Source organism: Leptolyngbya sp. FACHB-321, assembly GCF_014695975.1.
Classification (GTDB): domain Bacteria; phylum Cyanobacteriota; class Cyanobacteriia; order Leptolyngbyales; family Leptolyngbyaceae; genus Stenomitos.
The window spans coordinates 39,326-62,707 of record NZ_JACJPI010000060.1; the positions used below are offsets into that span (position 1 = coordinate 39,326).

The 23,382-nt window shown below is 49.8% G+C and carries 22 protein-coding genes and 3 pseudogenes; 12 read left to right on the top strand and 13 right to left on the bottom strand.

Annotated elements, in window-relative coordinates:
• Positions 1–29: 29 nt before the first annotated feature.
• The 4 genes and pseudogenes from H6F76_RS14410 to H6F76_RS14425 all read right to left on the bottom strand — a co-directional run.
• A pseudogene (locus H6F76_RS14410) lies at positions 30–415 on the bottom strand (type II toxin-antitoxin system VapC family toxin); the annotation flags it as partial.
• Positions 405–632, bottom strand: a complete 228-nt coding sequence (locus H6F76_RS14415; RefSeq protein WP_190509188.1) for a hypothetical protein — start codon at positions 630–632, stop codon at positions 405–407. The pseudogene H6F76_RS14410 and the gene H6F76_RS14415, both read right to left, overlap by 11 nt.
• A gap of 188 nt (positions 633–820) precedes the next feature.
• Positions 821–1,207, bottom strand: a complete 387-nt coding sequence (locus H6F76_RS14420) for a type II toxin-antitoxin system death-on-curing family toxin (RefSeq protein ID WP_190509190.1) — start codon at positions 1,205–1,207, stop codon at positions 821–823.
• On the bottom strand, positions 1,204–1,401 hold the full coding sequence (locus H6F76_RS14425; RefSeq protein ID WP_190449345.1) for a DNA-binding protein: 198 nt from the start codon (positions 1,399–1,401) through the stop codon (positions 1,204–1,206). Before H6F76_RS14425 ends, H6F76_RS14420 begins: the two co-directional genes overlap by 4 nt.
• A gap of 235 nt (positions 1,402–1,636) precedes the next feature.
• Here H6F76_RS14425 and H6F76_RS14430 point away from each other — a divergent pair, with 235 nt between their 5' ends.
• Both H6F76_RS14430 and H6F76_RS14435 read left to right on the top strand, forming a co-directional pair.
• Positions 1,637–1,855, top strand: a complete 219-nt coding sequence (locus H6F76_RS14430; protein WP_190449344.1) for a hypothetical protein — start codon at positions 1,637–1,639, stop codon at positions 1,853–1,855.
• Positions 1,848–2,240: an aspartyl protease family protein gene (locus H6F76_RS14435; protein ID WP_190449343.1), complete on the top strand. Its 393-nt coding sequence runs from the start codon at positions 1,848–1,850 to the stop codon at positions 2,238–2,240. Before H6F76_RS14430 ends, H6F76_RS14435 begins: the two co-directional genes overlap by 8 nt.
• Before the next feature lie 193 nt (positions 2,241–2,433).
• Here the strand turns inward: H6F76_RS14435 and H6F76_RS14440 are convergent, their stop codons facing one another.
• Complete coding sequence (locus H6F76_RS14440; RefSeq protein WP_190509192.1) at positions 2,434–4,032, bottom strand: hypothetical protein; 1,599 nt, start codon at positions 4,030–4,032, stop codon at positions 2,434–2,436.
• Positions 4,033–4,373: 341 nt separating this feature from the next.
• On the opposite strand from H6F76_RS14440, the gene H6F76_RS14445 reads away from it, so the two are divergent.
• From H6F76_RS14445 to H6F76_RS30520, 6 genes are all read left to right on the top strand, one after another.
• The gene (locus H6F76_RS14445) at positions 4,374–5,882 is read left to right on the top strand and encodes a thioredoxin-like domain-containing protein (protein ID WP_190509194.1); all 1,509 of its coding nucleotides are present in this window, start codon (positions 4,374–4,376) and stop codon (positions 5,880–5,882) included.
• Between the two features lie 529 nt (positions 5,883–6,411).
• Positions 6,412–6,837: a hypothetical protein gene (locus H6F76_RS14450; protein ID WP_190509196.1), complete on the top strand. Its 426-nt coding sequence runs from the start codon at positions 6,412–6,414 to the stop codon at positions 6,835–6,837.
• A gap of 186 nt (positions 6,838–7,023) precedes the next feature.
• Positions 7,024–7,554, top strand: a complete 531-nt coding sequence (locus H6F76_RS14455; protein WP_190509197.1) for an NUDIX domain-containing protein — start codon at positions 7,024–7,026, stop codon at positions 7,552–7,554.
• Positions 7,555–7,612: 58 nt separating this feature from the next.
• A complete protein-coding gene (locus H6F76_RS14460) occupies positions 7,613–8,086 on the top strand; it encodes a hypothetical protein (protein WP_190509199.1) in 474 nt (157 codons plus the stop codon).
• Between the two features lie 199 nt (positions 8,087–8,285).
• Positions 8,286–8,513 (top strand): hypothetical protein, encoded by a 228-nt coding sequence (locus H6F76_RS14465; RefSeq protein WP_190509202.1) that lies wholly within the window; start codon positions 8,286–8,288, stop codon positions 8,511–8,513.
• Between the two features lie 207 nt (positions 8,514–8,720).
• On the top strand, positions 8,721–8,921 hold the full coding sequence (locus H6F76_RS30520; protein ID WP_242036663.1) for a PIN domain-containing protein: 201 nt from the start codon (positions 8,721–8,723) through the stop codon (positions 8,919–8,921).
• Positions 8,922–9,032: 111 nt separating this feature from the next.
• On the opposite strand, the gene H6F76_RS14475 is transcribed toward H6F76_RS30520, so the two are convergent.
• The gene (locus H6F76_RS14475; protein WP_190509204.1) at positions 9,033–10,697 is read right to left on the bottom strand and encodes a GUN4 domain-containing protein; all 1,665 of its coding nucleotides are present in this window, start codon (positions 10,695–10,697) and stop codon (positions 9,033–9,035) included.
• A 247-nt stretch (positions 10,698–10,944) separates the two neighbouring features.
• Here H6F76_RS14475 and H6F76_RS14480 point away from each other — a divergent pair, with 247 nt between their 5' ends.
• Both H6F76_RS14480 and H6F76_RS14485 read left to right on the top strand, forming a co-directional pair.
• Positions 10,945–11,190 (top strand): hypothetical protein, encoded by a 246-nt coding sequence (locus H6F76_RS14480; protein ID WP_190509295.1) that lies wholly within the window; start codon positions 10,945–10,947, stop codon positions 11,188–11,190.
• Positions 11,180–11,557, top strand: a pseudogene (locus tag H6F76_RS14485) (type II toxin-antitoxin system RelE/ParE family toxin). Before H6F76_RS14480 ends, H6F76_RS14485 begins: the two are co-directional and overlap by 11 nt.
• A 5-nt stretch (positions 11,558–11,562) precedes the next feature.
• Here the strand turns inward: H6F76_RS14485 and H6F76_RS14490 are convergent.
• Entirely contained in the window at positions 11,563–12,228 is a 666-nt protein-coding gene (locus H6F76_RS14490) for an SDR family oxidoreductase (protein ID WP_190509206.1), read from the bottom strand.
• A gap of 132 nt (positions 12,229–12,360) precedes the next feature.
• Between H6F76_RS14490 and H6F76_RS14495 the strand changes: the two genes are divergently transcribed.
• Positions 12,361–12,870, top strand: coding sequence for a nucleoside deaminase (locus H6F76_RS14495; RefSeq protein WP_190509208.1), 510 nt, complete (start codon positions 12,361–12,363; stop codon positions 12,868–12,870).
• A 25-nt stretch (positions 12,871–12,895) separates the two neighbouring features.
• Here the strand turns inward: H6F76_RS14495 and H6F76_RS14500 are convergent, their stop codons facing one another.
• The 3 genes from H6F76_RS14500 to H6F76_RS14510 all read right to left on the bottom strand — a co-directional run bounded on the left by H6F76_RS14500 (position 12,896) and on the right by H6F76_RS14510 (position 16,784).
• A complete protein-coding gene (locus H6F76_RS14500) occupies positions 12,896–15,373 on the bottom strand; it encodes a prolyl oligopeptidase family serine peptidase (protein ID WP_190509210.1) in 2,478 nt (825 codons plus the stop codon).
• Positions 15,374–15,513: 140 nt separating this feature from the next.
• Complete coding sequence (locus H6F76_RS14505) at positions 15,514–15,783, bottom strand: hypothetical protein (RefSeq protein ID WP_190449330.1); 270 nt, start codon at positions 15,781–15,783, stop codon at positions 15,514–15,516.
• Complete coding sequence (locus H6F76_RS14510) at positions 15,765–16,784, bottom strand: ParM/StbA family protein (protein WP_190509212.1); 1,020 nt, start codon at positions 16,782–16,784, stop codon at positions 15,765–15,767. Before H6F76_RS14510 ends, H6F76_RS14505 begins: the two co-directional genes overlap by 19 nt.
• A 343-nt stretch (positions 16,785–17,127) precedes the next feature.
• On the opposite strand from H6F76_RS14510, the gene leuS reads away from it, so the two are divergent.
• The gene (gene leuS, locus H6F76_RS14515) at positions 17,128–19,740 is read left to right on the top strand and encodes a leucine--tRNA ligase (protein ID WP_190509214.1); all 2,613 of its coding nucleotides are present in this window, start codon (positions 17,128–17,130) and stop codon (positions 19,738–19,740) included.
• 82 nt (positions 19,741–19,822) lie between these two features.
• Here the strand turns inward: leuS and H6F76_RS14520 are convergent, their stop codons facing one another.
• The 3 genes and pseudogenes from H6F76_RS14520 to H6F76_RS30525 all read right to left on the bottom strand — a co-directional run.
• Positions 19,823–21,349: a family 10 glycosylhydrolase gene (locus H6F76_RS14520; RefSeq protein WP_190509217.1), complete on the bottom strand. Its 1,527-nt coding sequence runs from the start codon at positions 21,347–21,349 to the stop codon at positions 19,823–19,825.
• Between the two features lie 277 nt (positions 21,350–21,626).
• Positions 21,627–21,977 (bottom strand): BMC domain-containing protein, encoded by a 351-nt coding sequence (locus H6F76_RS14525; protein ID WP_190509219.1) that lies wholly within the window; start codon positions 21,975–21,977, stop codon positions 21,627–21,629.
• Between the two features lie 252 nt (positions 21,978–22,229).
• Positions 22,230–23,336: pseudogene (locus tag H6F76_RS30525) on the bottom strand (DUF4912 domain-containing protein); the annotation flags it as partial.
• Positions 23,337–23,382: the final 46 nt, after the last annotated feature.

Here is a 23,382-nt window from a genome sequence, read left to right on the forward strand (position 1 = left end):
GACCGGGTTGTGATGCAGCGCTTTACTGACCACACTGCTGTTTTCAGACTCTCCACTTCTTGAAAATGAGCATCGCGTGTTACCAAGATTAGAGCGTGTTGCAGTGCAAGGGCTGCAATCCAAATATCATTCTCAGGTAACGGACGACCTTTGAGCCTTAACTTGTTTTTGACCTCACGTATTGCTGTGCGGCTTCAGCATCACATACCAATGTTGTGCTGCCAGCAACTAATTCATCAACTCTTGCTAAGTTTGCTTCAACTCGTCCTGACTTTCTAGCTCCATAACACAGTTCACTAATGACAATGCTTGGAATGAAAACTTCACTGGCTTGAGCAAGATGGTCTTTGACGATCGCCTCGTCTGAAAAAAGCGCAATAACGATGTTGGTATCGAGCAAGAACCTACCACTCATTAATATCTACCCGCGCACAATCTTGCTCGATCGCCTCACGCATTAACTGAAGGTCGTCAGAGGGAATTGAACTAGCGAAACGCAACAATTGCTGCCCTGGTGTACCTCGAACTTCCGCTTTTACCAGCGATCGAACGAATTCAAGCACCTGCTTTTGCAAAGGCTGAGGCATGACTTTCAACTGTTCAACAACTTCGTCGATGATAGGAATATCCATATTGCCCTCCTTGTTACCATCCTACACCGCTTACCTAGAGAGGCAGTAGGAGAACAGGCTCTAATGCTGACCGAGGGTTACAAGGATTGCCTTTACCAGGGACTTTAGCCGCATAACGATCAAGATAAGTGGCGACAAATGAACTAGAACGGCTCGAAAAGCTTTCAAATAGCTGCTTCGTGGGCTTGTTAGCTGGTGATTGTGTTCCTTTGCAACCATTCCACAAATGCCTCGCGCCCTAGCTCACCCGCTGCGATCGCCAACACCACATGCTCTTGTTCATCCACAGAGGCATTAATTTCCATTCCATTCAGGACAAGAAAAGTTTCCACCGCAGCATGACCTGTACGTTTGTTTCCATCTAAAAATGGATGGTTCATAATGATGGAAAACCCTAATGCTGCTGCTTTCTCTAGCAAGCTTGGGTACAGATCTTCTCCGCCAAACGTCATGCGGGGCTGAGCGATCGCTGACTCTAATAAACCCATATCTCGGATACCTGACGCTCCACCAGATTGCTCAAGAATTCTGCGATGCAGTTCTAGTATCTCTATTAGCGTCAGATAGCGGATCATGCCAAACGTCGATACAGTTCAGCATTCTTCATCAGCACATAATCGGCTGTATTAACAAAATCGCCTTTTTGCAGATTTAGCCAATCATCCAGGCTTGCCCTCAAGAGCACTTCAATCGCAATGCCATGTACTTCTGCTAAATCCTGTAGCTTTTGGTATTGGCTGTCTGAAAGATCAATTGTGATGGAAGTCACAGCGATCGCTCTCCTAGTGTTTCTGAGTCAAGTTTAACACCCATTCCTAACCGATAACCTCGCCGTACTGTCCCAGCCCAAAAACGAAGCCAGCTAACGCTCCCGTTCACCCGCCGCCGTAACCTTTTGGATTCACCAACAAAATTAATACGATCGGTGTGCAACGGACTTGTTAGACCGTACCTCACAGATCGCTTATGATCAATATATTCTCGTAGGTTCGGAGGGTTCAACCATGTCTCTCGCTGAGTTGCTTTCTTTAGTTAACAATCTGAGTCAGACAGACAAATTATCACTCTTCAAACTCCTAGCCGCACAAATCCCAGATGCTGAACTACAAGTCATCTTTTCTGCATCAGAGTATCCAATTGGGTCGCCCTACGACGCAACGGAAGCTGCAAGCATCTTGATGCAGATGATTCAGGATGACCAAGAGACCTCTACTCATGCTTAGTACAGTTGAGTTTCCTTTTGCTGACGACGAAGCATTACCCACAATTCCCATCATTCTGAGTCATGCAGGCTTTTCTGTCTCCACAAATGCATTGTTAGATACGGGGTCTACGGTCAACCTCCTACCTTATGACGTTGGGCTGCAATTGGGTGCAATTTGGGAGGAGCAAACTGTCCGCTTGCCATTAGCTGGAAATCTTGCAACAGTTGAAGCACGAGGTTTGTTTGTGCATGTTCAAATCGGGAGTCTGGAACCAGTTCGCCTAGCCTTTGCTTGGGCAAAAGTCTCTCAGGTGCCCTTACTCCTTGGGCAAACAAACTTCTTTCGAGCATTTGATGTCTGTTTTCAGCGATCGCGACGCACAATCGAAATTACTCGCTTTTAATAAGCGTCGATGGCGATCGCATCATTTTGTAGGTTAAGTTTCGTACCCTCTATCCAACAATCCTCAATTCTTCATCGATCGCCTTTAACTTCTAACGTTGCCCATCACCTGCCGCAGATAGCCTTTGCATCATAACCAGTTGAGTCTCGACAGTCGGTGTGCATGGGCGTTGTTAGGCTTTTCCCCTCATACGTCATTCAGATTTACTTGTATCAAGTTTTATTATTTCATCCAGGAGATAAACCGTCCCAAGTAACAATTGATCAAATTCAGAACGGTAATCTTCGGTATCAATATTAAGTTTGGCTATTGTCTTTTCGTACTCTGTTCCCTTTCTGTGAGCAACTCCCGTTGATCTTACCGATTGGATGCCTCGGAGTAGAGATGTTAGAGCCACTAAATGCTCTGATTGTAATTGTCTAAGCAACTCTTCCACTAAAGAAATTGACTTTGCGTTCGGATCTGAGATGCCAAGATAGGAGCGAAGAGACTTAACATTTACCGAATCAATTGTGACCTTGGTCAAGGCTAACACTTGAGAGTCAAATTCAGACTGCTCATTAGTAAGCATAGATCTGAGGGAACCAAGAAAGTGTTCATCTTTCTCACAAAGTGGCAAAAATAACTGCCACCCATATTTTTTCTTCCAGCGTTTTTGAATTTCTTTATATTTGTGTTTGAATCTATGCTCCGGATTTTCTGGATCATAGAAGTTTCCTATGAAACTGCGTTCAAAATTAGTCCTGCTAATTTTTCTTCCATCCGGTATTAAGTTAAAGCTTTTCCAGTAGATTTGCTCTTTTTCAGGCAAGTCTCTTCCTAGATCACCTAGGAAAACAGAAATGTGGTTTGGAGAATTATTATCAAATCGAAGGCTCCAAGCACCTCTCCTACGTAAGTAGCTATCCTCAATTTCATACTCGGATGATCCATAGTATTTCTGCATCACTTCAGCCCGAAAAAACACTGGTGTTAAGTAATGGGGAGCGTCAGGGTTAGCACCAAAGTAATTAGCTAGCAAGTCCGGATTGCATGTAAACTTTTGAGGCTCATCACTGTCACCACCAATAATAAATTCTTGATACTCTTTATCTTGTTCAAACGGCCAAATATTGCATTTTTCAACTGGCTCACAAAATATGAGCTTCTTACCTAGAATCCTTGAAAAGGATAGAAAGCCATCTGAATAGGAGTCACCAGAATAGATCGTATAAGTTAAAGTGCCATTTTTTTGATCGCAGGAAAAAGTTTCACGATGTTTAAAGTGCCTCGTCAACTCAAAATAAAGCAGTAGATTCATCTGTTTTGCTGCCATAAAAGAACGAAGGAACCTCCTTCTGATTTTTACTTCATTATTAGTAACTTTGATGACCTCAACCTCGTCTCCAGAATCATCAAAACTAATATATGAGCTATTCTTTATCTCATAATATAGATTGTGAAATAAACGGAATTCTTCCAAAATTTCAACGTAGTCTTTTTTCCTTCCATGAAAGTCTCGATTTAATACAAGCCTCAAAAATCTCTCATCTGGATTTGTGTAATATGTTGTAGCCTCTTTCTCTGCCTCGTAGGATATGCAAAATCCAGGACCACCACTACCGCTCATCAGATCCCAACCTGGTTGATCGATTGCTTTTTCAGTACTCTCCTGAGTTATAAGAGCGCAATACATTCCACCATCATGAGCACTATTATTTATAGGCTCATGTTTGTAGGCAGTGACCCAGTTCTCCTCACCATGTTTGTCAGAAATAAATTTAATAAAGTCTTCAAAGGGGTTTATTGACATGCTTTGAGGAACCTTTCTTTAATATATTCCCTTGATCAGCCTAACGATTAATAGACTGAAAGTTTCCGCCTAAGATTTCAAACTGAGTGGATAGGCAGAATGATTCGGCATAACACTCAAAATTTAGTGCTTAGGTAAAATCTTTCCGTGTAATACCCTCCTGAAGGTGGATAGACAAAATCTTTCTGTCTATTCTGAGGTATGCTACGGCGATCAGCAAACGTGTGATTAAATACACGGGGTCAGTTTGAGGAATTGCCGTATAAATGTGAGCGCTCGGAAGGTAAACAAGGGCTGACGCACGCTAATGTTTTTAAGTCCGCTTTTGTTTGTTTCGTCTTATGGTTCGTGTGAGAGCGCCAGCCTTAGATCCTGCCTTGCCCTGGTTGAACTGCGATCGCCCACTGTCGCTCAAAGCGTTGCGTGGGCAAATGGTGCTTCTGGATTTTTGGACGTATGGCTGCATCAACTGCCTGCACGTAATACCTGATTTGCAATATCTAGAGCAGAAGTATGCAGGACATCTCACCATTATCAGCATCCACACGGCTAAATTTGACCATGAGCAGAATCTAGAGAGCATTCAGCAGGCAATTTTGCGCTATGGCGTGACCCATCCCGTTGTGGTGGATCGCGATCGCACTCTTTGGGATCAGTATGCTGTGCGTGCCTACCCCACCTTTGTTTTAATTGACCCGCAGGGCTACATTGTGACGACGCTGGCGGGTGAGGGACGACGACAAGCACTGGATGACCTGATCCAACGGTTGCTTGAGGAACATACAGGCAAGGAGACACTCAGTGAGCCTTTTTTACAGGCAATCACGCAGTCTCAAGCTTTGCTGATCACACCGTTAGCTTTTCCTGGCAAGGTGCTAGCAGATGCCGCTAGCGACACGCTTTTCATTGCTGATACAGGATACCATCGGCTAGTGCTAACGACGCTAGATGGAACGCTCAAAGCCACGATCGGCACTGGAGCCGCAGGGTGGCAGGATGGTGATTGGGAAACGGCGCAATTCTCTGCACCGCAGGGCATGGCATGGGATGCTGCCAGACAAAGCCTCTACGTTGCCGACTCGGGTAACCATTTGCTGCGTCGGCTTGATGTGTTGCAAAAAGAGGTGAGTACGCTGGCGGGAACGGGCAGCCAGAGCCGCTTTATCTTTCCACACAGCGGCAAAGCGCTGGACGTTGCCTTAAATTCACCCTGGGATTTAACGTTGCTTGGCAATGAACTCTACATCGCGATGGCAGGTTCCCATCAAATCTGGGTGATGAGTTTGGAGCAGCACACGATCCAAACCTTCATGGGCACAGGTGCAGAAGGTTGTGTAGATGGAGCGCCGGAGATTGCTGCGTTTGCTCAGCCCTATGGTATGACAACGGATGGCAAGCAACTGTTTGTAGCCGATAGCGAAACTAGTGCGATTCGTGCCCTTACGTTAGAGGCAACTCCCATCGCCCGAACCGTGTGTGGGCAGGGTCAACTGTTTGCCTTTGGCGATCGCGATGGTGTTGGCTTTGATGCTCAGCTTCAGCACTGTTCTGGTGTTGCGTTTGCCAACGGGTCTCTCTGGCTTGCCGATACCTATAACCACAAGCTGAAGCAGGTTGACCCAGCGACCCGAACCTGTCGGACTGTTGCGGGTGGGGTAGCAGGCTTTGAGGATGGTATGGGAATGGCTGCCCGTTTCTCAGAACCATCTGGAGTCGCCTATGCCCATGATCGACTGTATATTGCTGATACCAATAATCACGCCATTCGCTGTCTGAACTTAGCGTCTCTAGAAGTCACCACGCTGCTGCTACCCCAGCTTTGCTCTCCCTACGTGTGCGCTCCTACTTGATCCATCAATGCCTCTGTGATGCTCTCTCGCCTTGTTTTAATTTGACGTTCTCCCTTACCTAAAGGCATTCAGCCTGTTGAAGAACGTAACGGCACTGTTTGAGAACGCAAAAACGATCGTTAGGAACCCAAACATTATGTTGAAGTACCTTAATTCAATATTTGGGTACTCAAACATAGTTTTTGGGAACCTCAACACGATATTTGCCTACTGCAACATGATTGTTGAGTACTGCAATACGATCGTTAGGAACCCTAACACGATCGTTGGGTACTCAAACACCGTATGAGGGAACCTGAATGCGATCGTTGAGTACTGCAACATGGCTTTTGGGTACTCAAACGCGATCAATGCAAACGTTTTTGTAATCCACAAGGCGTTTCATACCGTGTTGCGCCACTGCCCTGAGTAGAATCAACCAAAATTGAATGGTTTGGGCAGTAAAAGACTCAAATTTTTGCTCAGGGTGGTACAGCGAACGGCTGGTTAAAGTGTGAACGTAATGCTCAATATTTTGTAGGGGGTCTCTATGGCACGTCTAAAACGCAGTTCTAGTGTGTTGGAAAAGGGAGTGCGTCGGCTGGCAGGGATGCGATCGATCCACGACCCGCTAGAGTTTGGTTCTGGGCTAAGTTTGGCAGAGTACGATGTCCGCCTTCAGGCGTTGCAAGGGCAATTGGCTAGCTACAACACGATGCTTTCGACGCTAGATGAAATGGCGGGAACGGTGAAGCGGATGGAGCAAGAGTTACGCAGCTATTCGGAAAAGATGCTGATGGGTGTGGTGACGCGCTACGGCAAGGATAGTTTGCAATATGTGCAGGCAGGCGGCAAACTGCGTAAGCGCACGACACGCCAAGCGACGATCGTGATGCCAACTGCAATAACGACTACCCCTGCCACAGTACCCAGCGTAGAAACAAATGGGAATGGAGCCAAGGCGACGGTAAGTTAGCTCTGTTTAGTTGAAACGCGCGATTCGCCTATTCTCCTCACTTGTACTCTCTAGCTGTGAAGGTGCAAGGAATTTAAGAGATGGGCGATCGTGCTAACTTTTTGCCAACTAACACCGCGATCGCCTACCTGCTTAACTATGCTGTCATTGTGCAGAACGATGTACACAAAGCATAGGACTCAAGCAGTGGCTACGGATCGGATAATCTTTCAAACGCAGTGGATAGCTGTAAAGGAAAGCCTCAGAGGGTTTCAATATCTGGAACGCAAGGGTAAAGACTCTGTTGCTGTCTTTTTGTTGAGAAAGTGCAGTGTGAACTTGCAGCAGTATGAAGTCCTGATTCGACAGCAGCATCTCTGTGTTGACAATCGAGAAGTGGATGGAACGTTAACTCTCTTTCCCTGCCCGATTACTGGAGCGCTGGAAGAGGGAGAGTTGCCAGAAGCCGCTGCGCTGCGAGAAACCTATGAGGAGACGGGGTATCGCGTGCAGGTGCAATCATTCGGCAAGTACATCGTAGGTACTCAAGTAAATGAAATTTGTTATCTCTACTATGCCGATGTTACGGGCATAAAGCCTGATGCCGCACAACAGGATGGCACCTATTTAGAGTTGATCGCGAAGAATGAATGGCATCCATTGGAGTACTTAAAGGATTGTGACTACGCAGCCTGCCAAATTGGCTACTTTAAGCTCCAAGCGCAACTCTTCCAGTAGAATGAGTGAGCTTCGATTGTGAAGCGGTGAGCGCCGATCGCAAATAATATCAGACGATATGCCAACCCCAAACGCAGAAAACCGGGACTTCTGGATCAAGCAAAGCGAGATGTTGCAAAGCGCGATCGCTCGTATGGCAAACAATTCACTAGAAATCAAAAAGGTTGGTTTAACGGTCTGGGCGGCGATCGCGGGCTTTGGATTTACCACGACCAATCGTTATTTATTTCTGCTGGCGTTTGTGGCGTTTGCTTTATTTGGTGTTTTAGATCTTTACTACTTGTATCTGGAGCGAAAGTTTCGCGCTAACTCTAATCGGCTCACTCGAATGATTAGTGGTTATGGCACCAATGACGATGATGCATGGATCGAAAAGGTGCAAGGTAATTTTCTCAAGCCGGATGGATCAACTAAATTCTTGGGGCAACTTCCCAGCACACTTAAGTCCTGGTCAAATTTGCCGTATTTGATTACGTTTTTGCTTACAATTTTGCTGCTGGTTGTGCCACTGCCAGCGTTGCCAACGAAGTAGGTGGCTGCAATCCCAAGCTTCTTGAGGTTTGAATAAGTGGGCTTTGCCAATCGCGCCACCACCTGCACCATCAAAGTCGCATGAAGCGGTGCGATCGTCCTAGAGGCTGTTCTGAGAAGTGTTGGGCAATGCCCACCCTATTTACTAATTGCTGGCTTTGAGGCAGTAGACTAACATTAGAACGCTTTTATCATCAAAGATGGAAACTATTCGTCAAGTAATTGAGGTCAAGGGCGATCGCAAGGTGGAAATTACCTTGCCGGATAGCATTCAGCCTGGTTTAGTCGAGATGGTCGTTGTAGTGCAGCCGATGCCGCAGCCTGATTTTGAAACAGCACCTCCATCAAGCAGTCTCTTTGGCTTCTTGCCTCAACGCATTGACCCACTTCAGTTTCAGCAACAGGTGAGAGATGAGTGGAACCAGTAGACGGTATCTACTTGACACCAACATCTTCATCTACTATTTCAATGATGATCCAGTTGTTCAACCGCTTGTAGAAGACATTTTGACTGAAACCTTGTAGAAGACATTTTGACTGAAACCGCGACAGGGTTCTATTGTCCTGTGAGTTAGGTCGAACTGCTGTGTTACCCAGCATTAACAGAAGCAGAGGCAGAGCAAATTCGTGCGTTTTTGCGATCACTGACTTGTGTTGCTCTTACAGAAAGCATTTTGGATCAAACCGCTCAAATTCGTCGAGCTTATCGAACTGCTCTACCCGATGCCCTCATTGCAGCGTGTGCTTTGGAAACGACAAGCACTCTAATCACACGCAATACTCAAGATTTCCAGCAAATCAACGAATTAAGCATTGTCAATCCCTTTAACTCATGAAGACTTGAATCATAGCGGTATCCACAACTTCTGAGTGAGGATGTGAATATGGGGGAGAGATCAAAGCCATTGCTGTTGTGGGCACTGCTAACCCTACAGCTTTGTATCTTTTCACAGTTCCCAAGGCTGAAGGTGTAGCAAAAGCGCCCACCACCACAGTTTCACGCGTCGGCTTTGAATTATGACAAACCGAGGAGGTTGCCCTAGAAGAGGCAAGTACCCTTCAGGCTTATTTTCTATTCCGTGAGTGTAGTCAATTTTCATAATCCAAACATCTTGCTTGCACCACCCCAAATTTCCCCCAAATATACGCCAACGCTCTCTTAGGCGGTCAAATGTATCTTCAATACGGTCAAGGCTTTCATTATCATTGAGGCAAGTTTCGGGAGTTACCTTGCTGTTACTAAATGCATCATCCAGAATACGCCTCTGTACACTAAAGCCAAACTTGCCGTAGCTATACTTGACCCATAACTGGTCAATAGTGTGAAGATCAGTGAGTGGAAAATTTTGAATATCTTGAGAGCCTATTAAAATTCTATTTTGTGAATTCATTGCTTCAAGCATTCGCGTAGCTGTCTCATTATCTGCTTCTTCCCACTGCCCAGCTTTTAGCAAATCTCGCAGTCGAGTGTAATCAACCCCTTTTTCAGACTTAAGGTCATCATCATCGGTAACGGTCGCCTCAACTTGAGTTAAACGCTTAAAGATGTGCTTCTGAAACTCCTCTAAATTGCTCCAAGCTTCTCGAAAGGTCGAAAAACCAGAACCGTTTAAAGCATGAGTGTTGCCGTCAGCATATCTCGGACTAAACCCTAAAATATCTTTTTGGTGAGGAAGCTGATGCCAATCTTGTTTAGGAAGCCATACAGCTCTTACCCAGCGAAAAAAGCCTGCCTCTGTTTCGCGAACCTGATCGTCTAGAAATTCGACAACATGGGTCACTTTTGCACGTTGATGCAAAATCATTAAGTCTCCGGCTTTGGGTTGATTAACTCCGTGACTACTTGCCCGCCACATTAACTCAAACGTTCTACTTTCTGGTTGCCGCACTCCCTCTAAAGAATAAGCCCATTCATTTGGATCTGGATGTTTAACATTTTTGATAAAAAGAATCCTAGCTGAATTGCATTCCTGTAATTCCTTTCGGGTGACTTGCTGAAGTAGCTGTTCTTGGGCTGCCTTTCGCTCCGCTTCTTTTCGATCGAGAAGCTCTTTTTCCAAATCTTCTGACGATTGTTGCTCTCGTTCAGCGTGTTGTTCTTTTTGCTTTTGAACCAATTTCTGTATACGCTGTGCTTCCGCTTGCCGCTGCTGGTAGCGTCGTTTTTTAATCTCTGTTGCTGCTAGATAAACACCATCCACCACATTTGTATATGCTTCATCGATATCGCTCCAGCTTTTGATCGGCTTCGCCTTTTCGGGATATGCCTGAATTCTTGCTAGAGGGGTATATTGCCAACCGCACGATCGCAAGATCACGGGCATCACGATCGCGTCGTTGGTTTGATGCCGTCGCAGCGCCTCCGGAATCTCAACTTGAGTGCAGTAGTCTGTGTCTAAAAAGTCGGCGCTTATCAGCAGCAAAATAATGTCTGCGGCATTTAGACGTGCTCTAATCTCGTCATCCCACTCTGTGCCTGGCAAAATCTGGTGATCGTGCCAGGTGATAATGCCTTCTCCTTCGAGCGGGCGTAGATGGGACAGCAACCCATCACGCAGCTCTTTGTCTTGCTTTGAGTAGGAGATAAAAACTTCGATAGTATCATTCGGCATCGGGAGACGGGCGAGGAAACAATTTTAACCAGGCTTGCTGAGTCGATTATAGTCTTCTGCCACAGGTTAACGGAAACGCCTTTGATGGGCACTCCCAGCGGGAGGAGTGGGGCGATTGCCCTGCATGACAATTCAAATTTGTTGTAGTCGATCGTTTTCTGCTCTCATCTCCTGCGCGAGAATGAATCTTAAAGCAAGAGCAAAAGAGAAGTGCGATCGGACAACATCTCCAATGGATCAACACCCTATGAAAGCGATCGAAACCACTGCCACCATTAATGATCTTGGACAGCTCACTCTGGATACTCCTCTCGATTTAGCCAAATCTCGGCGTGTTCGGGTCATCGTCCTCATCTCCGAAGACGACGAAATCGACCCAGACGATACTCCCAACGAGGTTATCCTTGAAGGTATCCGCCAGGGCTTACATGAGGCTTTCACTGGACAAACCATTCCTTTAGCTCAACTGTGGGATGGCATTGATGCCGACTGACCCAGCCTCTATCCAAATTGATCTCACCTCTCGTTTCAAACGCGGCTTCCGCGACCTTACTAAACGCTACCGCTAGGTTCGCTCAGATCTCCAACCCCTGATCGAGCAGCTTCAAACGGGTGAGCTACCGGGCGATTGCATCACGGGAGTGAACTACACCGTGTTCAAAGTCCGTCTCAAAAACAGCAATATCCAGAAAGGCAAAAGTGGTGGCTATCGTGTCATTTACTACATCAAAACTGTTGACAGAATTATTCTTGCAACGATCTACTCTAAGTCTGATCTCGCTGATGTTGATACTCAAGTGATCGAAGACGCGATCGCGCAATACGAGCAGCAAATTAACCCATTCGATCCTTCTTCATAATCGTCTTACCACGGCAACACCTCACCATTGGCGTGCCAAAACGTACCCGAATTCTCTAGCGTCAACTCGTCAATGCGTTGCAGCAACCCCTTCACAGACGCTTCTGGCGTGATGCCCCCCGCTGTAAAATTCGTCATCTGCGTTTGCACCAACCCAGGATGCAGTATTGCCACAGCAATCCCACGCGGTTTCAGGTCGTGCGCCAGAGACTTACCCGCCATCGACAACGCCACCTTCGACATCCGGTAGCCATAGGAACTACCAGAGGTATTGTCTGCGATCGACCCCATGCGGCTTGTCATCAGCACCAGCTTAGAACCTGCGTTGAGTAAGGGCAGGAGTGCCTGCGTCATCCGCAACGGACCCAGCGCATTTACTTCAAACTGTTCTCGAATGCTGTCAAAATCCAGGTCTTCCAACGTCACACGCTTAGCAATGCCAGCGTTGTTAATCAATCCATCGATCGCAGTATTACCCAAGCGAGTGCGTAAAGCTGCTACCGAAGCATCTGAGGCAATATCAATGCCCTCCTCAACCTGCACCCCAAGCTGCTTCAACTCCTCAGAGGCAGTGCGACAGACCGCAATCACAGTCTCTCCCCGTGCTTGCAGTTGGCGGCAGTATTCATAACCAATGCCCCGATTCGCACCCGTAACCAAATAAGTTGCCATCAGAATTTCACCTTCTGCTAAAGCGGAATGAATGGATCGCTGCTAACTCTCTTCTGAAGTCTAAAGACACTTGCTGTCTCAGTGTATGGTTGAAGCAAAGGAAACTAGTGTCATTCAACGAACGGAAGCGCCATGACCGATCGCGCGTTACCGCCAGGCTGCGACCCAACGCCAGCACAAAGGCTAAAGCATTTACAACGGGCGAATGAACTTGCCATCCGTGCTCGTGACTTTGGGCATCATCCATTTGGAGCGCTGCTGGTAGCACCCGATCGCGAAACCGTGCTGCTAGAGCAAGGCAATGTCGATACAGTAAATCATGCGGAAGCCGTGCTCATCCGTACGGCGTGGCTCAATTTTTCAGCAGACTATCTGTGGGGCTGCACGCTTTATACAACGGCTGAACCTTGTGCGATGTGTGCTGGCACGCAGTATTGGGCAAACATCGGTCGCCTTGTCTATGGCATTGCCGAAACGCGCTTGTTAGAGCTGACAGGCAACCATGAGCAAAACCCAACGTTGAACCTGCCCTGCCGCGAGGTGTTCGATCGCGGTCAAAAAGCGATCCAGGTTTGGGGTCCTGTCCCAGAGGTAGAGGAGGCGATCGCCAGCGTTCACCGTGACTTTTGGCATCATCGCTGACGTGCAATCGCAGAGAGTCATTGCTCTATCCTTTCAGATAGCGATCGCACCACTCCACCATTTCCCAAAGTACGTGCCCAACGGCTTCGCGAGACTGGTAGCCGTGGTCTTCTAGCGGCAGCATAACCTGGCGCACGGTTGCACCCTGCCCTTTAAGCGCGTCATAAAAGCGTTCCGTTTGCAGGGGGTAAGTGCCCGCGTTGCTATCCTCAGCACCGTGAATCAGCAACAGCGGTGCCGTAATTTTGCCCACGTGCGTAAACGGCGACAGGTGCATATAGGTGTCGGCGGCATCCCAAAAATGGCGCTGTTCGCCCTGAAAGCCAAAGGGTGTCAACGTGCGGTTGTAAGCGCCGCTGCGAGCGATGCCAGCACGAAAAAAGTTGCTGTGTGCCAGCACGTTGGCAGTGGTAAACGCACCATAGGAGTGTCCCCCGATCGCCAGCCGATCGCGGTCTGCCACACCCCGATCAACAACATAAGCGATCGCCGCTTCAATGCCTGCCAAAAGCTGCTCAACATACGTATCGTTTGGTTCCGCCTCACCTTCACCAATAATCGGCAGGCTGGGGCTACTCAAAACCGCATAGCCTTGCGTCAGCAAAAATAAGGCTGAAGTGCCGTGCGGGCGGCTAAAGGTGTGTTCAGCCGTTGTCACCTGACCCGCTAACTCTCGATCTTTAAATTCTTCAGGATAGATCCAGAAAATAGTGGGCAAGGCTCCATCCCGCGCTGGGTCGTAACCTGCGGGTAGATAGAGTTTGGCAGAAAGCTGCACGCCATCTGCCCGCTGATACCGCACTACCTCTTTGTGCATGCCTGCAAACTGCGGAGCACGATCGATCTCATGCGTCAGTTGCAGTGGCTGCCCATTCGATCGCGTGTGTAGGAAAAGGTTAGGCAGTTCTGTCTGAGATTGCCGCCGGGTGAGAAATTCTTGCGCCTCCTGATCCAGCAGTTGCACCACCGATTCAAAGTACGGGGGCTGGCATTGCCAGAGGCGTTCGATCACACCTGTTGCAAGGTTTCGGCGATCGAGAAATGGATAGACACCTGCTGGTGATGCGCCGCGACCGCTGAAATAAAGGCTGCTGCCATCGGCTGAAAACTGCAACACGTGCCACCCAAACGCGCCTGGTACGGTTAGGGGTGTACCCGGATCGCTGTACTGGTCTTCGTAACTGCGCTCGACCAATAGTTGCGGCGGACTCTCTGTCTGAGATGGATTCAGCCGCCAAAGTCTGGACTGTCGGGTATTGTGCCACCGTTCCCAGACCAGCGCTACATCGTCTCGACCCCAGCACACTCGCCGAAACCGATACTGCGATCGCCAGAGTGCCGTTGGTGGGTCACTAAAGGGTGCGTTTAGCTCCCATAGAACATCACGCTCAGGCACCTCCTTATCTGGATCACCACCATCCAGTGCTTCCACCCAGTAGAGCGTTGAGGGGCGATCGCACCGCCAACTAATCCGTCGTCGTCCCTCAATAACCGCATCAAATTGGGTCGAGAGGCTGTCTGCTAACGGCAGATCTGCTACGTCATACACAACTTGTCCGGCTGCATCCAGCACCTGCACCCGCAGAGGAAAGTGCGAACTGGGTAGCTGATATGAAAACGGACGCTGCAACGTTTTCAGCAGAATGTAGTTGCCATCTGGTGATGGCATGGCTTCATCCAGCAGGCACGGCTCAAGCAATCGCACGTACGTTCCGTCTAGCCGTACTCGCTCTAAGGTGGAAGTGACGTAGTACTCAAAAAGCGCCTCGTCATGAGGGTTTTGCAGCAGATTGGTGTAGGTACGGCTGGCAGTTTTACGCCCCAGATTCTCTTGAATGATCGGTCCTGTCGGCACAGCAGCTTTTACCAGAGGGGCACCGCGATCAGCTGGAATAAACTTGCACAGCAGCGCCTCATTGGGCAGCCAGCGATACGGAACGCCATAGGTTGCATTGAGTACAGGAGCCGTCAGCCGACGCGGCATACCGTCTGCCAACGCAAGCACCCATAGCTCTAACCCGTCGGCTTGCGTCAGCACAAACGCTAGCTGCTGACCATCGGGCGACCAGCGGAGATAGCTAATACGAGAGTCGTCGGGTAGCGCGATCGTGTTGCTAATGCCTGACCGCAATGTTCTTAGCCGCATCCCGCGATACGTACGGTGACGCGCTGGGGCATTGGTTTTAGGGTTGAGGCGAAAACCAGCCACCGCGACTACAGGTTCTGCCAGCTCGGCGATCGTTGGTAGAGATGCTTGGGTAAGCTCGACCAACCATTGCTTGTCGGGCGAAATGAGGATTTCTGGCGTTGATGGCGCATCTAGAATTTGGTTGATTGGCTCTGGTGGCGAAGCCCATTGTGGCACTGACTGAGGCGACAACCACTGCGGCGATCGCGCTTCAGTGGGTAAGTCTACTACTGCCTCTTCTGGTTGTCCCAGAACAGGTTGACCAGCTAAAGGAGATTCATTGCCATCAGGCTTGGCATTTGGAGAAGCAACCATAAAATGTTCAGCAATAGTCCGCAACGGCGGCAAATACGCCTATCCTAGCGGTACTTGCTGGCAGTGCAACCCAAAAACGGTTTGCATTTTAATTAAGCGTTCAGCAAAAAGCGGTTGGCTAATGGCTGAACGCTCAAGCACTACAGCCCCAATAAATCATCCAGTTCGTTCAGTGCTTCGCAGCGATCGGGCGGTGTGCGATCGGGCATTGTGGTAAAGGCATTCGTCATAGGCATTGCGTCGTGCGTTGCCCATTGAGGCGTGCGTCCGGTGCCATCCAGATACTCATCCGCATACTTACGAAAGACGGCTTCTACAGCAGCGCGGGCATTCTTCAAGCCCCACTCCGAGGCAATGAGGCTGGCTTTTTCCAGCACATCCTGGCTCAGTCTTACTTTGTTGTCATACATAGCTGTGCTCCATTCACAACAGGAAATAAACCACGCACATTGGCGAATTGTGGGTCAGTCATCACCGCAAACAGCCTACGCCCAGCCAACCGCTCTGAAATCAGGTGAGAACTGCCACCCGTGACTAAAAACCGAGTAACCCGCGCCATATAAGGCGTGTACTGAGCCTTGATGGTCTGAAAGATGCCCTTAAACCAGGAGTCAAGGTGCTCTTCCAGCCAGGGTTGCCAGGTTAGCTCTGTGTCGGCGTAGATGTGCCCTGTACGAAAGCCATCCATAATCAGGCTAGGGTCAGCAGTCGTGCCAAGCGCATTGGTAAGACGGCGATCGAAGCTAATGGAAGTGGCTAACTCATAAGCACCACCGCGATCCATCACGTTCTCGTCAATCACATCGCCCTCAGCATCTACCAGGCGTGTTAGCCAGGTGCCGCCACCAATGTCTACGACGATCGTATAACCAGTATCAGGAATCAGACCTAAGCGCTGGGCGTAGTGGTAAGCACCCATGCCTTCTCGCTCGACTTCAACACGCTCGACGAGTACCCGGTACTCCAGACCGTTACGCTTGAACTCATGCATACCCAGCAATTGTTGCCGAATCGCGTCTTCGTTTTTAGCGGGTTCGGGAGTTGAGGCATAAATATCAAGCGCAAACTCAGTATTGCCTTCCCAGGGTTCCATACAGGCATAGAGATGCAGCCGTGAAAGTTCGACTTTATTCTCAATAACTGTTTGCTGCTGGCGGCGGTATTTGTATGCCTGTGCGCCAAAGTGATACCGAGTGCCATCGGGTAGCTCAATCAACGGCGAGGCTTCAGTGTAGCGTACGGCATCCCGACCTTGAGGAAGCTGAAACCGAACGGAACGGATGGCTTTTGGATGCGCTTCCCCATCCCAAAACTTGAGGTCATAGTTGCCAGCATCCAGGGCAAGGATGCGGGTTTCAGTGGTCACAGCAGCGGGCTTCCTAATTTTTGTTTGTCGAGTGGCGGATGTCATGGGTTCCTCTCTATACTGAATCCGGAGCGGTGAGTCACGGTTTGTTCTCGTTTGTCCCCATTGGTATATTTGTACTATACGGCAAGCGAAAGTGAATAGCAACCCCTGAGACGATCGCAATTTGCAGTTGCTCAAGCCAGCAATGCGAGAAAGGCTTGACGATCGTTTTTAGTCCCTATCCGTCATCTGCTGCCATTAATGCTCGACGATGGCATTGCCCCCTTTTTTAGCTAGATCACAGACGAGAGCAAAACTGTGCCGCTACAACCGTCTAGCTCAAAAGATTTGGCAGTCAATCAAGTAGGGTAGAGTAAAGCAAAAGGACTGAGTAGGAGCCGTTTTCGTGGAGTCCCGTTATAATCCCGCTTCAATTGAGCAACAGTGGCAGCAAACCTGGGCAGAGCAGGGGGTAGACCTGACACCAGAAGACAGCAGCAAGCCAAAGTATTACGCGCTGTCGATGTTTCCCTATCCGTCCGGTAGCCTGCACATGGGGCACGTCCGCAACTACACGATTACAGATGTACTGGCGCGGGTGCGGCGGATGCAGGGTTATCGGGTGCTGCACCCAATGGGGTGGGATGCGTTTGGGCTACCTGCGGAGAACGCAGCGATCGATCGAGGCATCCATCCTGCTAAATGGACAGAACAAAACATCGCCCAGATGCGAACCGAACTGAAGCGTCTGGGGCTGTCGTACGACTGGAACCGCGAGGTGGCTACCTGTTTGCCTGCGTACTACAAATGGACGCAGTGGATCTTTTTGCAATTTTTTCAGGCGGGTTTGGCGTACCAAAAAGAGTCGGCAGTGAACTGGGACCCGATCGATCAAACCGTCCTGGCAAACGAACAGGTGGACAATGACGGCAAATCGTGGCGATCTGGTGCCAAAGTCGAGCGCAAACTGCTGCGCCAGTGGTTCTTCAAGATCACCGATTACGCCGAGCAGCTTTTGAATGACCTGGATAAACTGCCAGGCTGGCCTGAGCGCGTCAAGCTGATGCAGGCAAACTGGATTGGTAAATCGACTGGAGCCTACCTGGAGTTTCCGATCGTCGCCTCAGACGAAAAAATCGCCGTTTTCACCACCCGACCCGATACGGTGCATGGCGTGACGTACATCGTGCTGGCTCCAGAACATCCGCTTACGCAAGTGGTGACAACACCCGATCGCAAAGCCGCTGTGGAAGCGTTCGTCAAAGAAATTGCTAGCCAAAGTGAGCTAGAGCGTACGGCAGAAGACAAGCCCAAGCGTGGCATTCCCACCGGTGGCAAGGCGATCAATCCTTTTACAGGGGATGAAATTCCTATTTGGATTGCGGACTATGTGCTGTATGAGTACGGCACAGGTGCAGTGATGGGTGTACCCGCCCATGATGTGCGCGATTTTAAGTTTGCGAAAGAACAGGGGTTGGCGATTGTCCAGGTCATTGCGCCAGCAGGGGCGGTAGAAGGCAGGAGTCAGGAGGCAGAAGGCAGAGGGGTAGAGGCAGAAGGAACACCACTCACTCAGGCATATACTGAACCGGGAGTGCTGATCAATTCAGGGACATTCGATGGGTTGCCGTCTGTAGAGGCGAAAACCGCGATCGTTCACCATGCAGAGCAAAACAGCTTTGGCAAGGCGCGGATTCAATATCGCCTGCGCGATTGGCTGATCTCACGGCAGCGGTATTGGGGTGCGCCGATTCCAATTATTCATTGTCCTAGCTGCGGAGCGGTTGCCGTTCCGGACGCTGATTTACCTGTGCAATTGCCGGAGAACATTGAGCTTTCGGGGCGTGGAGCCTCTCCCTTAGCAAAGCTAGAATCTTGGATTAACGTGCCCTGCCCTACCTGTGGCACGCCTGCCAAGCGTGAGACAGATACGATGGATACGTTCATTGATTCATCCTGGTACTTCCTGCGCTACCCCGATGCAACGGATGACCAGCAGGTTTTTGATCCGGTAAAAACGAACGACTGGATGCCAGTGGATCAATACGTGGGCGGTATTGAGCACGCTATTTTGCACTTGCTGTATTCGCGGTTCTTTACGAAGGTGCTGCGCGATCGTGGCTTGCTCAACTTCGACGAACCCTTTCAGCGTTTGCTGACGCAGGGCATGGTGCAGGGCAAAACCTACAAAAATTCCCGCACGGGTAAGTACGTTATTGCTACAGAGATTGCTGATCTAACCCATCCCACTGATCCCGAAACGGGTGATGCGCTGGAGTTAGTCTACGAAAAGATGTCCAAATCCAAGTACAACGGTGTGGCTCCTGGTGATGTCATTGGCAAGTATGGAGCCGATACCGCACGGATGTTCATTCTGTTTAAAGCGCCGCCAGAGAAGGATCTGGAGTGGGATGAAGCGGATGTCGAAGGGCAGTTCCGGTTTTTGAATCGCGTCTGGCGGTTGGTGACTGAGTTTGGAGAGCGGTCAGCAACCAGCGATCAGCAGTCAAATGCAAACTCAAACCTAAGCAAAATTGAGAAGGAGTTGCGACGATCGATTCATACGGCGATCGCTGCCATTACCGATGATTTGGAAGGTGAGTATCAGTTCAACACAGCCGTTTCAGAGCTGATGAAGCTGAGTAATGCGTTGACAGAGGCAGCATGCAAAGATTCCCCCGTTTATGCCGATGGCATACGTGCGTTGCTCATTCTGCTAGCTCCCTTTGCACCACACATTGCCGAGTCGCTGTGGCATGAGTTGGGGCATACGGACTCGATTCACGCCCAGTCCTGGCTGACGGCTGATCCGGCTGCGCTCGTAGCGGATGAGATTACGCTGGTGATTCAGATCCTGGGCAAAACGCGAGGTACGCTGCAAGTGCCGTCGCAATCAAGCAAAGAGGATTTGGAACGATACGCACGCGAGTCAGACGTTGCGCGTAAGTACATTGGCGAAAAGGAAATCAAAAAGGTGATTGTAGTGCCAGGAAAACTGGTGAATTTCGTGGTGGGATAGAAAGAGAGTTTTGAGTTCCTTGTAAGGCAAAACTCAAAACTCCCTTTGGCTTGAGCTTAGGTCGAAAGCAAAACTCAAAATCCTACGGCTGGCAATATTTGCGATTACGATCGGACCCTGGCTCTTGCCAAGAATACGCAAAATGGCTGACCCCTTTAACCTGGGGTGCCATCCTTTGGAGTGCCTGCATTTGTACTTCAAGCGGGGGGCGATTGCTGACCGATTGCTGCCAAACGCCAGCTAGGACAGGCTTGACCTTAGTGCCACGAGGAGCCGCTTGCAGCACTCGTTGAATCTGTGCCGTAATACACTTGGCACTGCCACAGTTCGCGTATGCCATTGGGTGCCATTCTAAGGAACCGGAAAAACGATCCCACGGTTGTAAACGAGAATCAAAGCCACTCCGTCCGACGCTGCTATTGCCATCAGAGAAGAACACAACTCCAGCCGGGATGCCTTGACGCTGCACAGGTGCAACGGCTGCACTGACAAAATCCAGCACGCCCTGAGAGGCGTGGGCAACCGAGAGCTGCCAGAGATCCGCTTGCAAGCGCGCTACACGCCGAGCGAGCGGTAAGGACGCTGTGGTGCGCTTGGGGTCGAGACCTTGCCAGAGCGGTTCGCGCTCTTGAGGGTAAAGCTGATTGACTGCTTTTAAGTCGTCGCCTGTAATGTAACCCTGCTCTAAGAAGCGTCGAATCAACTCCATACCCCGGTAGTTCAAGGCGCGTTGAAATAACGTTTGCTGTGAGGCTTCACCATAAACCCATAAATCCTGGATTTTGCTGGCGACCGAGGCACTGCCATACCCACGGGGATAGCGGATGTAATCAAACAACACACCATCAGGTTTGCGCTGGACGATCGCCTGCACCATCTGAGCATAGTCTTGTCGTGCCTGAGGGCTATAGGGGTCGATAAAGGCTTCCTCGGGGTTAGTCAGACCGATATCAACGCTTAATCCGGCGACTGTGCTTGCTGTCAGGCTGGTTTGCCCCAGACCATTACGGGCAAGCGTCTGCTGTTTGTCTGGGCGGCTAACATAGCTGGCACCCATATTCATGCCAAACAGCCATGCGTATACTTTTAAGCCGCGGGCGCGCCCTTTGCGAATGATTTCTGCCAATAGATCTGCCTGCTGGGCTTTAGAGCCTCCCAGCACCGATGCCCAGGCTGTCGGATTGTCCGTTGTGGGCAGCAGCACCCTCCCGTTATAAAACGTCTCGACGTTGACCTGGGAATAGCCTCGATTCACAATTTGGTCTAGAACCGACTCTAAGGCTCCTGGCTTGGCATCGCAGGGATAGAGCCGTAACCAGATTGCCTGCGTTTGCAGTTGGGTCTGCTTGCGACACTTCTGTAACCTTTCTCCATGCTGTTTCACCAGGCTGGCATAGCGTTTTTGGGCATCCTGATTGCCGCCTCTAGCAGCAAGCCGCCGCAGCGCTTCTTTTTGGTCGATCGCGGCTTGCGATTGCTGGCAGTAAGGTGCTGCTTGCGCTTGCGCTTGAGGCGATAGTAAAAAGGTACTTAGCAAGCTTGTGAGCAACGTGGCAACGATTAGCCGAACGGGCGGACGATCGCTAGCGGGTGGAAGGAAAAAGAACATAGACAGGACGATTAAGACGTGACGGTTATAGCGTGTCTAGAGTGCAACAAAAAACAAAGAAAGCAACACTCAGGCAGCAATCTTGACAAAACAATTTGTTATAGCAGCTAAAAGCAGGGATGCAACACATCCTTTCCGGAATGCAACACATCCCTTTACAGCAAGCAAGTTTTGCACGAATGTCTTTGAAATGAGGCAGCGCAAGACACTATCACGCCTACCGAAGCGAAGACAGCCGATTCTACTGGGGTGAAGGATTTTGCTTGCGCTCCCTCAACTAACTTACTAAGGGAGGACGATCGCTGGGTACAGGATCCAGATAGCTAGCAAGTCTCGCATTGGGTCGCATCGACTTCAGCACCCATTCCAAGTTTTCGCTAAGGCGTGCGATCACGTGCGAAGACAGGTAAAGCTGCTTGTCGCCAACAATGGACTTTGCCGCTTCAACGCCAGCCTCAACTGCAACGGTTGCTTCAGAAATATCTCCCCGCACAATGACTGTATAGCGTGCACCGCTGACTTTCTCCATCCCTACGAGCGTTACATTCGCTGCCTTGCACATTGCATCAGCTGCTGCCAAGGCGGGCGGCAAACCCAACACTTCAACCATTCCAACCGCATTCGCCATTGTGCTCTCCAAACTCGCTTTCTAAACACTAATTCAGCACTGACGCAACATCGATCTTCGATCTTCAGAACTCCTTAGAAGAGTTTTGCAGAATCCCCGCCTTTCTCTAGAGGAGGCGGAAAAACCTAGCTTTCAAACGCTCAGTGCGTCAGTTTTGATCATCCTTGACTGTTCCAGTAAAACACACAGACTAGAGCTTCTAATGAATCACTTCGATTGTTAAGGCAGCAGAGCGAAAGCTCTGGGGCGCTTTTAGAACAACTCATCCACAGCTTCATCTTTCGTGTTTGTCTTTCGATGGGGCGTTTCACGCTTAAACGTCATATGCACCGAGCGGGTTTGTTCACCATCCGCTGCAACAGCAATAATCGGGAAGTTGATCACACCGTCCTGGAAGGACAGATGGAACCGGAACGTGCCATCCGGTTCAAGTTGAATCGGACGACCGTCGATCGTCACGATGGCATCGGGTTCGGTCGCACCATAAACAATGAGTTCCGCATCCGCAACGAGCCAAAAGTTACGTGCCCGCAGTGGTATCGAAGCACCAAACCCAACGCCCGACATCCCGATACCGGACATCGTTAAGCCTGAGACGTTTGGAGCACCAGGAAACCCAGGGACACCAAAAGCACCCGGTACTGCACCCATACCGACACCTGACGGGAAGACATAAGAGCTAATTGCTTGTGATGGGATTTGTTGCCCCGATCCGGTAACGTGCTGCATGGAGCCGAAGAGGGAACCCGCAACCCGCAGTGCTTCGGTTGATTGCGCCATGCCAAAGATTTGCTCGTAAAGAGGTTTGTCTGAGGCGACGGTACGTTCACGTTGGGTCGGAGATAGTAGCTCCAGAAGTGTGTTGCCGCGCAGATCATCATCCCAACCGACAGAGATAAAGTGGTCTTCCAGCCATTCAGAAGGATAGACAGGCGGAATGCGAACCGGGTTCGATCGCGCCAGCAAAAGCCAACGCCCATCGCCTGTAAGGTAGCCGATTTCGGCAATGTAGTCGCGATCGCTCACTGGAATGGGTACATACCAGTCGCGCGCCATTTCTTCACAGTCGTACTGCTGCAAACTGTGCGCACTTTGATGATTCAGTTCCACACCAGTGACATCGTAGAGCCGCAAAGCAAACCGCTGTCCACCCTGTCGGCGTAGTTCTTCTTTCTGCTCGTTGGGTGCATCCCAATACGCATAACCCCATTGCGGATCGCGGGGCATTAAGACAATGCGGCTCTCACCGTAGCCATCTGGCAAATCGGGCAGACCTTCATCCACCGAAGCCAATGACTCGCTGCTGAGGTCAGATTGTCCGACATCATGTTTCGCTGCTTCGACGGTGACCTGTTCCTGGTTGTCCGGTACAGCCGCCAATCCAGCCCCGATCGCTGCCCCTCCT